13 protein-coding genes and 1 pseudogene are annotated in these 14,276 nt (G+C 43.8%); 6 read left to right on the top strand and 8 right to left on the bottom strand.

Going from position 1 to position 14,276, the window contains the following annotated elements; translation table 11 throughout:
* Positions 1-12 precede the first annotated feature (12 nt).
* Positions 13-1,488: a DUF1822 family protein gene (locus tag JGK07_RS21645; protein ID WP_293242858.1), complete on the bottom strand. Its 1,476-nt coding sequence runs from the start codon at positions 1,486-1,488 to the stop codon at positions 13-15.
* Between the two features lie 3 nt (positions 1,489-1,491).
* Positions 1,492-3,147 (bottom strand): hypothetical protein, encoded by a 1,656-nt coding sequence (locus JGK07_RS21640; protein ID WP_293242856.1) that lies wholly within the window; start codon positions 3,145-3,147, stop codon positions 1,492-1,494.
* A gap of 82 nt (positions 3,148-3,229) precedes the next feature.
* On the opposite strand from JGK07_RS21640, the gene JGK07_RS21635 reads away from it, so the two are divergent.
* The gene (locus JGK07_RS21635; protein ID WP_293211877.1) at positions 3,230-3,505 is read left to right on the top strand and encodes a hypothetical protein; all 276 of its coding nucleotides are present in this window, start codon (positions 3,230-3,232) and stop codon (positions 3,503-3,505) included.
* Positions 3,506-3,974: 469 nt separating this feature from the next.
* On the opposite strand, the gene JGK07_RS21630 is transcribed toward JGK07_RS21635, so the two are convergent.
* Positions 3,975-4,115: a hypothetical protein gene (locus JGK07_RS21630; protein WP_293211879.1), complete on the bottom strand. Its 141-nt coding sequence runs from the start codon at positions 4,113-4,115 to the stop codon at positions 3,975-3,977.
* Positions 4,116-4,176: 61 nt separating this feature from the next.
* Between JGK07_RS21630 and JGK07_RS21625 the strand changes: the two genes are divergently transcribed.
* Positions 4,177-4,593: a GNAT family N-acetyltransferase gene (locus JGK07_RS21625; protein ID WP_293182976.1), complete on the top strand. Its 417-nt coding sequence runs from the start codon at positions 4,177-4,179 to the stop codon at positions 4,591-4,593.
* 28 nt (positions 4,594-4,621) lie between these two features.
* On the opposite strand, the pseudogene JGK07_RS21620 reads toward JGK07_RS21625, so the two are convergent.
* Positions 4,622-6,218: pseudogene (locus tag JGK07_RS21620) on the bottom strand (IS1182 family transposase).
* 55 nt (positions 6,219-6,273) lie between these two features.
* Between JGK07_RS21620 and JGK07_RS21615 the strand changes: the two are divergent.
* Positions 6,274-6,825 (top strand): LD-carboxypeptidase, encoded by a 552-nt coding sequence (locus JGK07_RS21615; RefSeq protein ID WP_363319271.1) that lies wholly within the window; start codon positions 6,274-6,276, stop codon positions 6,823-6,825.
* Between the two features lie 104 nt (positions 6,826-6,929).
* A complete protein-coding gene (locus JGK07_RS33255) occupies positions 6,930-7,187 on the top strand; it encodes a transposase (RefSeq protein WP_363319269.1) in 258 nt (85 codons plus the stop codon).
* Between the two features lie 230 nt (positions 7,188-7,417).
* Here the strand turns inward: JGK07_RS33255 and JGK07_RS21610 are convergent, their stop codons facing one another.
* Positions 7,418-8,608 (bottom strand): transposase, encoded by a 1,191-nt coding sequence (locus tag JGK07_RS21610; RefSeq protein WP_293182974.1) that lies wholly within the window; start codon positions 8,606-8,608, stop codon positions 7,418-7,420.
* A 746-nt stretch (positions 8,609-9,354) separates the two neighbouring features.
* Entirely contained in the window at positions 9,355-10,446 is a 1,092-nt protein-coding gene (locus JGK07_RS21600; protein WP_293182972.1) for a hypothetical protein, read from the bottom strand.
* 1,587 nt (positions 10,447-12,033) lie between these two features.
* Here JGK07_RS21600 and JGK07_RS21595 point away from each other — a divergent pair.
* Positions 12,034-12,573, top strand: a complete 540-nt coding sequence (locus JGK07_RS21595) for a cyclic nucleotide-binding domain-containing protein (protein ID WP_293182970.1) — start codon at positions 12,034-12,036, stop codon at positions 12,571-12,573.
* 155 nt (positions 12,574-12,728) lie between these two features.
* Here the strand turns inward: JGK07_RS21595 and JGK07_RS21590 are convergent, their stop codons facing one another.
* On the bottom strand, positions 12,729-13,106 hold the full coding sequence (locus tag JGK07_RS21590; protein WP_293193899.1) for a hypothetical protein: 378 nt from the start codon (positions 13,104-13,106) through the stop codon (positions 12,729-12,731).
* Between JGK07_RS21590 and JGK07_RS21585 the strand changes: the two genes are divergently transcribed.
* Positions 13,097-13,291 (top strand): hypothetical protein, encoded by a 195-nt coding sequence (locus JGK07_RS21585; protein ID WP_293291036.1) that lies wholly within the window; start codon positions 13,097-13,099, stop codon positions 13,289-13,291. The two genes, JGK07_RS21590 and JGK07_RS21585, sit on opposite strands and share 10 nt — an antisense overlap.
* On the opposite strand, the gene JGK07_RS21580 is transcribed toward JGK07_RS21585, so the two are convergent.
* Positions 13,288-14,148, bottom strand: coding sequence for an FAD-binding domain-containing protein (locus tag JGK07_RS21580; protein ID WP_293182964.1), 861 nt, complete (start codon positions 14,146-14,148; stop codon positions 13,288-13,290). The genes JGK07_RS21585 and JGK07_RS21580 overlap by 4 nt on opposite strands.
* Positions 14,149-14,276 lie beyond the last annotated feature (128 nt).

Here is a 14,276-nt window from a genome sequence, read left to right as displayed (position 1 = left end):
ATACCGATCGAGTTAAATAGTAAAATCTTCTGTGACGCTAACTTGCTGCAAAGCAACCTTCACCTGAAAATAATCGCCGAGATCCGCCGTAAATTCATATTCAAGGCTATCATTAACCATATCCGTGCGTTCTTCCCCGAAAATTTCGCCTCCTTCATCTAAGACAAGAAGTTCGAGATTTGGTGGCAGAGTTTGCGATCGCACGGGGCTTACTCGCAAGTGAACGTTCGTTTTATCGCTTCCTTCCGGAAACAGCGTCACTACCAGCACGACGCGCTCGGTATCAAGTCGCATTTCCAAATTAATAATCTTACCAACTCTCAAACCCGCACTGGCATTTTTAGGGTCAATTTTTCCCAAACTCACAGCCGCTTGACGGCGCAAGATATCATCTTGAGTTGTTTGTAACAAATCAGTCAATGCTGCGATCGCCTCCGCATTTCCCGGTTCGACGCGACCTAATAATTCGGCGACCCGCCATTGATTCCCTTTATTGCGCTTATCCTTCAACAGTTCGATCACTGTGGGAATTTTATTCTGGGTGCTAGAATAACCATCCCTATACCGCTGATTTCCTTCTAGAGCATAAACAAAATTAGGTTCTAAAATTCCTAATTTTTCTGTTATTTCTTCCACAGTCTGCCACCCTTCTTGCAAATAATTCTTGACCCGCTGAACTAAATTTTCTCGATCTTGAGTGGAGAAAATTAATCCGCTTGCTACCTCCTTTTTCTCCAAAATCCCTAAACGCTTTCCATACAACAATTGTCTCAATTCATCATTTGCCAAAAATGCAGCCCACTGCTCAAATGTAACTCTCAGTCGGGGAGAATATATTGATGAATCGCTCAAAAGCTGTAATAATTTTGCAGCCTCTCCTTCAGATAAACTTGGCAATGGTGAAACTTCTTGTTGCAAGTTTAACCCAAAAGTAAGTTGCATCACCGTAAGGGATTCTGTTAACTCCTCGATCGCTAAACAATAAGTCCGATCGCCCGCATTGTATCTGCCGTCATTCTTTAGCTGGCGGTGCGTCGCAAAGCCGCATAACTCTATCCAACACTCACCATCATCCCCATCTAAATTCACTTGTACGGGGAGATAATAGTCAGCACTCCAGTTAGGAATATCCACCCATTCCTGCGGTACGCAAAACTCTTCTAACTCTCCCTCATCACTGGGAATTAACACCAACCTAGTCTCGCCAATTTGAAATGCAGTACCATTCACCACTTCCCAAATACTAGCAATATCCTGACCGTGCCAGACTGAAGGTTGAGGGAATGCTTCTTCTGCCAGCCATTCCGATAACCAGTTCAAGAATGTTTTTAAACAAACACCATTGAGATAAGCATTGTAGCGCGAAATCGGATTAGAATGATGTTGGGCTTGGTGCCATACAAATTCTCGATCGGCTTCGTTAATTGTCAATTGCAAACGGTCAGACTCATGAAAAGCAAGAGGTTGTAATTGGTTGAATTCAAACATTTTTTATTCTCCTTTTTTAAAAGTAGTTAAAGTTTCCAGGAATTGTTGAACGATCGCATCAATAACTTGAGAGCTAACTTCGCAATTTATCGATAAATTCAGAGCGCGACAAGCAGCTAAAAATCGAGGTTTATAAAACTGCACTAGCCATTTTTCGACATACTCCGTCTCCCAAACATTCAGCAATTTTATCAATTTTGCCAGTAATTTATGCTGGGCTTTAGAGATTGTAGCAGCTAGCTCTAATAAATTCATGCCCAGCCGATCGGCAATGTTTTCTTCTGCTAGCTCCTGGCCGTACCGCAGCCGCAAAACTTCTTGCTGTTGAGAGTCAAGTTCCCCGATCGCTTGAACTAATGCGGCTGGTATGTACTCGGATGTATGGGGCGCACGGAAGTCTTTCTTCAGCCATCCAACTACATACTCAGCAACCCATTGATGGGGTTCGGACAAGTTTCCCAATGTTTCTAATAGTTGAATTTTCATTCTTTTGAGTTTTCTCGAAATAGATGTTTGGTCTACCCCTAGTCGAATTTCTAGTTCTTTTTGCTTGAATCCGGCACCGTAATAAAGTAATAGTATTTTATGCTGCTCTGGTTGAAAAGTTTCTAACTTTTCGCGAAAAGCCGAGTCAAGTAGGCGGTAATTTTTCCATGCTTGGTTATCCGTACTTTCTATTTCATAGATAGGTGGTTTTCCCACATCTGGTTCACCCAACAATTTGTCACGTTCTCCCTCTGGAAGCTCTTCTAAATATTGTGGATAATTGATGAAATTGGGGTAATTTTGTAACGCAAGAATGCACCTTTTCATCCAATCTTGCATTTTCTCTGCGCTGATGTTTCCTCCCGCCGAGACTTCATGTGGCGCTGAAGGCAGAAACTTTTCTGCATTGTAACATTTCGCTGCTGCCTGAAAATCTTCAATGTCAGCATCCAGCCATTTTTGCCCTCTTTGCCGAATTGCAGGATTATTAACCTTATTAAAGTAATAAACTTGTTTAAAGTATTTCCGTGCAAATTTAATTTGAGAAATATCGGGTTCTCGATATCCAGCTCTTTCCAGAGCTTGCTGAAGATCTGGATCGCTTTTTTTAGCTAGCAGCCGCCAGCGCGAGAACTTACCGATACCTAATTCAGATCTGATAAATTTTATTAAACTTTGCTTAACGTATGTATCTAAAGAGGTCTGATGAGAAATATTATAGGACTTTAAAAGCCTCAAAAGATTGTCAAAATTGTAAATAAAAACGCGAGGACAGTAGAGATATTCCTCCCAAGGGCGAACTTTTGACTGCGACCATACTTCAATAGCAGCATAGTAGCAGCTTTTTTCAAAGTAACTAGCTAAGTGTTCTAAAGCTAGTCTTTTCCTATTGTTTGGTTCCCAGTTTTCGGCAATCTGCGATGGAGCATCAATCGCTATCTGCCTCCAAAATTCGGCTATATTTTTACTTCGTTCGGGCTGGCTGCACAACTGTGAAAGTTCCTGATTTCGTTCTTGGTATAACTCAAAGTTGCGTTTCAGTTCCGCAGAATTTTGCCACCGAATCGCAGAGCGACTGTTGTAGCTTGCCAGCACGAAATACGTAAAAAAACTCTCGCCGTTATCTCGACGATAGGGCAATTTGGGCATACTTTCCTGAGAAGGGTTGGGCATCTTAGCTGATTCTCGAATAACAACAAAGGAAAAATTGATCCGGGATTTTTTAGTTGAAACTTGACTTGCCTAGTTGGAAGCTATGCCTGAGCTCGGGCAGCTACTCCATCGCAGACTGTTCGCCGGTAAGGGGTTGGAGATGCTGCTGGGTGGCAGCAGGAAAGGTGCGATCGATTTGAGCATAGAGGCTGCAAGAGAACTGGGGTTGGAGATGTTGCTGGGTGGCAGCAGAAAAGGTGCGATCGATTTGAGCATAGAGGCTGCAAGAGAACTTTGGAAGCTTACTACTTACTTATTGGCACCGCCAGCCGACAATTATGCAGGTGGCTTTGAGTTGGAGACGCAGAATTGTTTCTGAGGAAGGCACTAGGACATCAGTCCAGTAGAACCTGCTGCATTAGGTCCCAACGAATTTTTTGTCGAGCGTCGAACGCTGAAACAACCTTTTTTCGTTGAGAATCATTCTACTGGACTGGCGTTCCAGCAGTGTATCTATTGCTTGCCCCCGTGCTGAGGCTGAAAGTGGGGCTGGTGTCTAACTCTTGAGACATAACTGCTTGAGTTGGAGTTACGACAGGCGAACTTCCCGACGCTTTTCTCCAAAAGTGGGGCGCTAGATCTCACAGGTAGTCCCAGAAGAGCTAGCTGATTGCCTCGGTTATTGCATTGTCCTGCGATCGACCGCGATCGCCCTTCGGTTCAGGATCGCGATCGTCTCTAGCCGCCAGCTAGCTCGATCGCTCTTGCTTATTCGTCTCTTGCTTGTTCAATTGAACGACTATCGAGCAATTTGCAGAAATTTGCAGACATAATTTTGAACATTTTAGCTAAAAAATAGCCTCAACTTCAGAGATAAATTTACGCTGATTGTCTAAGATGTTGATAACTACGAAAATTGCCGATCGCACAAATTTATTTGCATATTTTTGAACTATGGCATTTCTTTTCTGTAGATTACTATCTGGCATTGCCCTATTCTGGAAACACAAATGTCAGGACGTGAAATCTCAAACTGTATGGAGATAAGGGATGAAAGACACTTTGGACATAAAAGTCCGCAGAGGTGAGGTATCAGATGGAGAAATCCTGTGCTACTTGATTAACGCTTTAGCAGATAATCAAGCATTGCCAAGGCCTGATCCTGAAGCACGTCTTCGCCTGAAATTTCAGGCTTTTGACCCCTCCGCATCTTTTAATACGTGGTTAGCGGAAGTTGATGGTAAACCAGTTGGTTATGCTGTAACATTCTACACCTATTCCACTGTTTTAGCCTTACCATCCTTACATTTAGAAGATATTTTTGTGTTGCCGGAGTATCGCTTACTTGGAGTAGGAAAAGCGCTGTTTGCTCATTGCGCCAAGATAGCGCTGGAACGGAACTGCGGTCGAATCGAGTGGCTAGTATTGCACTCGAACACGCCAGCTAGGGCGTCGGTTCAGTATTAGGAGTTGACAAAAAAAGGACTTTATGAAATTAGCCAGTGCATGAGTTCGACTCTATGCCTGGTGTAATTGGCCGAACCTTATCCATTCGAGCAATGACATGAAGATTATGGACAACAGCGACTCGCCGTAGATCGAAGAGATTTTTCCGCAGTCCAATATAGCGAGCACGGTTCCCCTGCCAATGCCCAATATGAGCCAGAGAGTGTTCAACTGTAGTACGTTTTCTTAAGTCTATTCGACCAATAGCAGTGGATTGACGCGCTCGCAACTCTTGCATTAAGGCTTCATCAGGATGAATTGATACAGTCCGTCCTCTTTTACTATTCGTGCAACCAGCTCTGTGAGGACAAATTGCACATTCATTCTGAGGAAAATGAACAATCTTTCCGGGTTCAAATGGGATACTTACCTGATTGGGACAGCTAATTAAATGCGTATCCCAGTCAAGAAAAAAAGAATTTTTATCAAACCGTCCAGAATTTTTGACCGGCCACGCCTTGCAAAATATCTGTAATTTATCATCCCGTTGTGTCACCCAATGACTGGATAAATAAGCCCGATCAATATGTAACTCAGCTAGGTGAATATTTTGAAATTTTAAGTCACGTTCTAGGTCAATTGTAGCAGCAGATTCTGGAGTATTGGCGCGTGTCAACGCCACCGCACAAACTACACCACTCTCTAAATCTTTGAGGATGTGGCGTTTATATCCATCTATTTTCTTAGACTTGCTTTTCCGTCCATGTCGCATATCTGGGTCTTCAATAGAAATGCGACGGTATGAGGCTACTCCTTTGCTTAAACTCGGAACGCCTTGTGAGTCGAAAGTTACATTTTGGGATTTAATCACTCGGGCAACATCCAGAGTCTCTTGGACTACTTCAAATTCATCACTATCAGACTGGCTTTGCATCCATTCTTCCACTGAATCTAAGCTACTTAGGATAATTAAGAGTGCATTTTGACGTTCTCCTGGGTCATCCCAGTTTAAGTTATGTGGCTGTTTTTAAGCTGGAACTATTAAGGATGGGTGCACCTGCTTCCAGGGCAATTTCTGCTGGCTCCCGCCCCTGCACAGCAGCTATCATACTCACCGCCTTACGTAAAGCATGACCCAAGAGATTATATGTATCTTCGACTTTACCGGCTCCCCATAACGGGGAAGAATCTAAAGCCGCTTTGAGTTGACATGAGCCAAATCCACCTTTTTGTTTGGCAATTTCTACGGTGCGGTCAATTAAACGTTGGTCTAGTTCTTTTTTAATTAAGCGATTTCTGAATCTCACCAAAGTGGCTTTGCTAAAAGGAGGAGTTTCACAATTGAGACAATCGAGAACTAACTGCCAACGTTGATCCATGAGCATTTCTTCAATTACTTCATCATCAGAAATGCCTAAGTAGGCTTGCAAAATAATTGCCAGAGCAATTTGTGCAGGAGGAACTGGACCCTGACCTACTGTGCTGTCTTTAAAGATTGTAGCAAGTTCTTGTTGAAACTCATCATTAAATATGAATGAACGGTTCAGTCGAAGAAACGTGAATAACTTGGCTCGTTTAATCCGTTTGATAATCAACGCTTCTGTTGCTGAGAGTTCAATTGGAGGATGCCATAAGTGAGGGCGCATAAGGTTTCTTACTTCTTTCTGATTGTGAGAATTTAACAGGCTTTTCAATTCACATATCATTTCCAGTTTTTTTTGTCAACTCCTAATACTGAACCGACGCCCTAGGTATCCGAAACCTTTTATTGGCATGAGTGACATTACCACTCTATGCTGGAATCTTTGGCAAAAGGCTAACATCCCGACCATTTATGGTCTAAATTTGCGCCATTTTGCTGAAGATACACAGCTATCCGAGTTTGGGCAATTTCAAAAAACACTAGCAAGTTCCCAGGAGTTTTCCGGGTTCACGCGAAAGCCAATCCAAGAATTCCAAGTTTACCGTTCAGGACGTATGTCTGGACTTTTAGTAGGAGGTAATTTAGCTGTGATGTGCTGGCTATTAGGTACGGCTTTTGCTCCTGAAATTCCCAACGGAGCAATTTTGTTTTTAGAAGACGACATTGAAACCAACGGCTACTATTGGCAAATGTATTTAACCCATCTCAAGCAAGCTGGTGTATTTGAAAAAATCAGCGGTTTAGTTTTTGGTCAAGTGGATAAGGGTACTGTATTTCAGCCGAAATCGTCCTTTAAAGAGATTTTAGACATTGTTATAGAATCCATTTGATATCTTTTTAGCGATCGCGTAGAATCAAGGCAGAGTAGGTAAATTCAAGTAAATTGGGGCGCAAAATGGGGTATTCAAGCGATTTGACAGACTCATAGTGGGAAATTATCGAGCCATTATTACCCCAAAAAAAGAAAACTAGACCTCTGGTGTGGACAAAGCGACAAATCTTGAATGCCATATTTTATCAGCTCAAAAACGGTTGTAATTGGGCTGACTTGCCCAGAGATCTACCACCATATTCAACTGTTTTCTGGCACTATCAGAATTTGTGCGAAGAGGGTGCTATCGATCAAATTATGACCAAATTACATCAGAAAGCACGCGAACAAGTCAAAAAAAACCAGAGTGGACAACCCTGATCATGATTGACTCTCAAGCGGTGAAAAACACGCTTTTATGCCAGTATTGAGTCGAAAGGGTTTTGTTTTTACAAATGCACAAATGGCATCAAAAGACATCTAGCAGTGGACATATTAGGCTTCCCCTTCTTTACTCACTGCAAATACGGCTAGCGTATCTGACGACCAAGGTTTGATTGAAATGCTCACACTTGACACTCCCCAGCCTAAAGGCGTGGGGATTCTTTAATCTACGAGCCAACTTGCTTAGACAGGATTTCTCCAGCCAAAGTAGAGGTCGATTCTCCCAAAGCGTTGCTTGCGTCAAGCGCAAAGGTTCCGGTATGCCCTACCGTACCCAATCCTCGACTCAGGATATTTCTAGCTGCGTTAAAATCTCTATCCATTACACAACCGCACTTACAAAGATGAGTTCTAGTGGATAGTGTCTTCTTGACAATTGCACCGCAACTAGAGCATTCTTGGCTAGTATACTGCGGATTTACCGCCACCGTTACTTTCTCAAATACTTTAGCAAAGTATTCAATGCAGACCCGAAACTGATACCAAGATGCGTCATTAATAGACTTAGCCAGACAATGATTTTTTACCATATTTTTAATCCTCAAGTCTTCGTAAGCTATCAAGTCGTTAGACTGAACTACGCACCTTGCAAGTTTGATTGCATGGTCTCTGCGTTGCCTACTTATTTTGAGGTGGCGTTTCCCTAAAATCTGTCTAGCTTTGCCTCTATTTTTTGAACCCTTAACTTTTCTAGAAACACGACGACCAGAACGTTTGAGAACTTTCTCACTTTTTCGGAGGAATTTAGGATTTTCAACCATTACACCGTTTGAATCGGTGTAATATTCCTTCAAACCAACGTCTAATCCGATGGTATTTCCAGAAGGCTCTGTGTTTTCCTTTCGATCGACATCGACACAGAATTGGACATACACGCCGTCTGCACGTTTTACCAATCTTACCCGTTTGATTTGGGTGATTTGATAGAAATGCAAATCCCGTGTTCCCTTTAATTTGAGTTTACCAATCCCTTTTTTGTCGGTAAATTTGATTGACTTCCTGTCATCCGCAAGTTTCCATCCAGTTGATTTATAGTCAACTGAGCGACAGTTTTTCTGAAATTGGGGATACCCTTTTTTCCCGACCAGACCTTTTTTACAGTTGTCATAGAATCGGGAGATAGCAGACCAGGCTCTTTCGGCACTAGCTTGTCTAGCTTGAGAGTTAAGTTCGTCGGCAAACGGGAAATTTTTAGCCAGCACGGCACAATATTTGTTTAAGTCGTACTTATCTATTTTTCTATTGTCCATCCAATAGCGCAAACAGCTATTGCGGACAAATTGTGCTGTACGAATCGCTTCATCTACTGCTGCAATCTGACTGGATTTTCCGTAAGCTTTGAACTCAAAAACTAGCATGGCTTTGCCTCCTACCTTATGCTAGATCTTTCAGCACAAAATGGGCTGGTATTGTAACAAAGGTTTACAACTAAAGCCGTCCTAAAAGGACGGGGTTTTAAACCCAATTTCCTGATAACATTGATTACTTCAAATCTAAACCTTCCGATTTGCCGATATAGGACCATCTTGTTAGACAACGGCTATCACCCTGACAAGCTGACTCAAGCACTGTCAGCGATTTACCCTGAAATTATGACTAAGATTCAATTTGAACTGTCTGCCAAACCATCAAAAGCCGAAAAAGAAGCTTTCATGGCAATCTGGATTTGTGCCTGTTGTGGCTAGATGGGTCATCGAAAGATCAAATGCTTGGGTGGAAAGGTGTAAAAGCTTAGTCAAAAATTTTGACCGTACACTTAAACGTTCTAATGCCAAGCTTAAACTGTGTTTTATTAGGCTGATGATTAAAAGATTAGCTGCGACACCTGTCACCTAAAGATCTCAAATTGGTTCTATATAACCACTGAAACTAAGAGGGCCCAAGCCCAACAACGTCCGCGAATCTTTCGCTAGATCCGCTATATACAACTAAGTGTCCTCCAAATTGCCATGTCCTCCGATGGTAGAGAAAGGCTATTGCTGTGTCCTCCAAATTGCGATATCCTCGATTGCTTGAGATTTTCTACCATCAAAAAAGGTTGACTGTATTCCTACAGCCAACCCCGCGCTCATTTAATTGTTATGCGTTTGCTTAAACAGCAAAACTATCTGGCAATATTCGGGAACGTATAGCCAACACCTAGTAACAATCCCACGTCAGTTCCGTCGAGAAAACCAATATTCAGTCCTGCTGTGGCTGTAAAATTGCTCGACAGTGGCACATCTATACCTCCCGAAATCAGGAAGCCAAAATTACCGTCATCGCCGGTAGAAAATGCTACGCCAGCACCTAAATAAGGAGCAGCGGTAATCACAAAATCATCGCTGACTTCGACGGCCTCTCGGGATACAAAATCGTAGGTGACTGGAACTAGAACAGTTAGATTGTCGCGGAACAAAACACTCGGTCTCACCGAGAAATTGTTCGTCAAACCAATTTTGCTAAGAATCGCAAAAGAAGTGTCGCCTAGGGCTGAATCTCCGCCAAAACCGATGTTACCGCCAATACCAATGTAGCTGGGCCCTGAACGGGTAGCTCTGCCCGGTTTGACGGTTGTACCGCCCGGTTGAGCCAATATCTGAGGTTTGTCTGAGGCTGTTGCGGGATTCTGGGCAACTTTCGGTTGGTTCGTCAGGGCTGAGGCGGAAGTGCTGACAGGGTTGCTCAACACTTCTTGTGTTGTTTTGACTTCTTTTTCTTCCTTGGATGCTGTCAGTTCTGAATTAGGTCGATCGGCCACAATCTGGGATTTTTGCTGAATTTCAACGCTATTCTCAGCAATTTTCGCTGTTTCTGCCGATTTTTCGGTTTCAGCAGCAATGGATGTAGGTGTATTTTGCTCAGTTGCTGGGACAGCAATTTCCGATGTTGCTGCTGTGGATTCTGCCGGTGCTGCCGCAGATGCTTCCGAGTTGACTGCCGGTGCGGAGGCTGCTGGCTCTGCTGCTGGTGTTAGTTCGATCGAACTGATAGAATCAATTTTTGTATTGCTAGCTGTTATTTCGGCATCAGCTTTCACTGCTGAAGTTGCCGCCCGCGAGGAAATTTGGTCAATATTTTGAGTTGCCGCATTTGCGGTTGTAGCGATATCGGGCAAGTTGCCGGTTTCAGCTTTCGCTGACATGGTAGTGCAACAAACTGCTAAAGCTGCAAGATTTATTAACGCAAAAGTAGACTTGGAAAATAGACTATTCATCAGAAAAATGGGTTTGAAACCCCGTCCTTTTAGGACGGCTTTACATTTTAGTTTTAGGTTGGTGTTAGGGGTGGAATTACCGACCCCTAATCTATCTACCGCCGGGCGAACTACTAAATGCCGGGTGCTTTTGCCTCGAACACTTTCGCGCCTGACAATTACCGACTGACATTGTTTGTTCGCGATCGCATAACAAGTGGCGATAAGCCCATGTGTATATTTCCCTTCGCTACTGACTATCACAGAGGTTACAGATTAGGGAGGCGTCCAGTAACGTATGAATGGTGTACCACCACCAGATAGTTCAGTTTGGGTTTTTAGCCCGTAAGCTAGACACTGTTTTAGTCCTGAATCAAGAAGGTGGTAAACCTTCCTCTTTCAAGCCCCATGCCTTGATAGCTGGGGTTAGTGACAAGACACTCCTCATTTTCTTGGTTCACAGACATACCTTAAAATTGTCCATCCTTTCGGCAATACTTAAACCAAAAACCCGTTCGATAGAACCTGTGTTTTGAGCCTAAGAAAGAGCAATCCCAGAGGGCTTATCTCCCCAAGCGAAGCGAGAGTCTCCTCTCTTCCGTGTGCCCCACGGTACGTTTAATCTTCAAGATTTTAGTTTTCTGGTCTGGGTTACGTTAGTTACCCTAGCTATGTTTTTCGTGGTGTTCGCCACCCACTAACTATTATTATTTCCCGACCAGTCGTTTGAGCTTGGTGTCTCATGTGTATCGGCGGTTATTCTACCTGTAGTATTACTCTACTATACCATCTTGAACAAGAAATTTAGATAATTAAATCCGTGCTAAAAGGACGGGGCTTTAGACCCAACTTTCTGGTAAGTGTTTGAGGGCTCTAGTCGAGACCTTTGCTGAAAAATGACACAAATATGAGTTGTGTTGTTCCTAGATTGGCACTTAACCCTCTTAGAGTCAACTCTCTCTGCTGATTAGATTCAAGAACCGAAGGCTAGTCGATCGACTAATTTTAATTTACAGTTCGACGATCTAAAAATCAATCCTAGGGGAGAGTTCACTCTTGATGGTGCTTATACCACTTTTGCTCAAAAAAAGCAACTGCAAACAACCTCGAAACCACGAGCTTCATCAGTCAGTCAGTCGATTTTAGATTTTAGATTTTAGATTTTAGATTTACTTGCAGCTTCTTGAATCTGGGAGCTGGAAGTCGATCGCGCGCGCAGAGCATTCTACAATGCTGTACATGAGGGCGCTGCACCCGCCCGCCACCACAGTGGAAAAATCCGGCTGCGTGAGGGCGCACCGGCTCGAAACGAATATCCAGCAAGGTTTGACAACTGTTTACTGTTTAGGGAATTCGGGGGTCTAAATTGGGGCAGTTGGGCGAGGGCGATCGGCTCCTGCACAGTCCCGGACAAGTCATGTAGAATATCATTGATCCTACAAACAGTCGTAGCTCGATCGTGTCAAAATTATTAGATATTATTCATTATTGTGGAAAATTCAATGTCTTAGTAAAGTTTAGCCTTCGCGATCGCTCAGTATCTGACGACCTAACAGCACGCAACTAAACAAGTAAAAAATAAAAAGTATCTGTTCTCAACCTGACTTTATGAGCAAAGTTCTAGTTATATTAGGCGAATTGAGCGATCGCGACATCGATTGGATGCTCGCCAACGGCAGCCGCACCACAGTCCCCCCCGGCACCACTCTCATCGTCGAAGGTCAACCCTTAGACGCACTGTACATAGTTCTGGATGGAACTTTGAGCGTTGCTGTATCATCTTTGGGCGACAAAGAAATTGGAAAAATCATCTGCGGCGAAGTGTTGGGCGAAATGTCTTTTGTAGACGGGAGGCTTCCTTCTGCTAGCGTCACGGCAATTGATGAATGCCTCATCCTGTCAATTCCGAGGCGGCTGCTAACTGAAAAACTAGAGCAAGACGTGCTGTTTTCCCTGCGATTTTATCGGGCGATTACTAAATTTCTGTCGTCGAGACTGCGGGGTACAGTCAAACGCTTCGGCGAAGATACTGATTATTTAATATATCAAGACCCCCACGACGATCGCGCGATCGGGCAAAATGTCGAAAATCCTGATTTGGCTCAATCTAGATTTGAATGGCTGTTGCAGCGTTTGAAGGAGACTTGAAGTCAGTTGACAGTTGACAGTTGACAGTTGACAGTTAACAGTTGACAGTTGACAGTTGACAGTCAGCAGTCATTAGTCATTAGTTAGTTGCTACAAATTCTCTTCGGATCGATGCCCGATGCCCGATGCCCGATGCCCGATGCCCAATTCCCCAATTAAAAAACATATTTTTCGGCAACGCGCCAATAGCGGGAAAAACGCTTCAAATCAATGTAGCCATCGTAGCGGACAAAAGGTTCGGGTGGCAAAACTTCTACTGGAAACTCCCTCCTAATTTCCCGGCAAATATCCTCAAACCGAGGGCTGGGACTTTCCGCTGTAACGATTTGATTCGCACCGGATTCTTTAGCAAAAGCGATAACTTCGGCAGCGACATCGCCGCGCCGAATAACTACCGGCAACTCTAGTAAACATTCATAAATAAACACCATTCGCTTGAGACTTAACTGCCATTCATCGATCAGTGCATCGTCCCAAACCCAGATTGCTTGTGCTTCTGGGTGAGCTTGGAAAGCTGGGCATTGTGGACTCATTGGGAATTGGGAATTGGGAATTGGGAATTGGGAATTGGGAATTGGGAATTGGGAATTGGGAATTGGGAATTGGGAATTGGGAATTGGGAATTGGGAATGTAAAAAAGTTGAATTATTTTTATTACTTCTTCCCTCTTCCTAATGTCAACTGTCAACTGTCAACTGTCAACTGTCAACTGACTTAATTTTTCCTTTTTTTCTGAGGGCGTTGCCAACTTTGAGAACCGCCCGTGCGATCGACCTTTTCGCCATTGGGAAACAACTTGCTCTCCAAATATTCGTAAGTTCCCTCAAAATCGCATTGTCCGTACAGGGGACAATCGCGACAATAAACTGACTTAGTGTAACGTTCCAGATTTTCCCGATTAAAAAAATAAGCCTTGTGACTAAAAGTGCTCGCTACCCACTGCCAAGAAAGATTGTTGCTTGCCGGATCTCCATCTAGCAAATGTTGCAAAAACCAGCGAGCTCCAGCTTGCCAGCGCACGCGGCGCCAGTGTACCAAATAACTAGCCATCCACATCCGCTGGTGGTTGTGCAAATAACCAGTTTCCCGCAACTCGCGGCTGAAGCTGTCGATGCACACTAAACCAGTCGTGCCCTCGACGACATCCTGCGGCAGAGTGTCGCTGTAATCTTTGGTAGTGTAACCAGTTTTGTATGGTTCCCGGTCTTCCCAAATCTTTTTGCCCAATTCGGCGTACAGCCGCTGCCAATAATCCCGCCAACCCAACTCGTTGACGAGTTTCACTGCATCTTGTGGATCCTGCACCTTGGTGAGTACGGCATCTCGGACTTCGGCAAGACTCAAAACGCCGTAGCGCAAATAGGGCGACAATCGCGTTACTGCACCGTTGAGAAAGTTACGGGTTGAGGAGTATTTGCTGGGATCGACTTGTTGCAGCAATGTCTCGGCTGCTTGGCGCCCGCCTGTGGTTGGGGGTACGTTGCTATCCCGGGCGGTGGTTTGGGGGAATTGTTCGCGCACGTAGGCTATTAATTCGTCGCGGCTGGCAAATTCCCGCTTCATGTCCTGACTCATGGTTTTTTGTTAAGCGCCTGCTATGGTTTTTAGGACTTACGCATTGACAAAAAGCATTATCTATGTACTCTCGGCCATAGCATCACTCTGAAGGTTCGCAAAAATATGCTCACGTATAACTAAAGTGA

It is taken from the genome of Microcoleus sp. PH2017_24_DOB_U_A (genome assembly GCF_020738205.1).
In the GTDB taxonomy this organism is placed as follows: domain Bacteria; phylum Cyanobacteriota; class Cyanobacteriia; order Cyanobacteriales; family Microcoleaceae; genus Microcoleus.
This window is presented reverse-complemented; position numbering and strand designations above follow the sequence as displayed.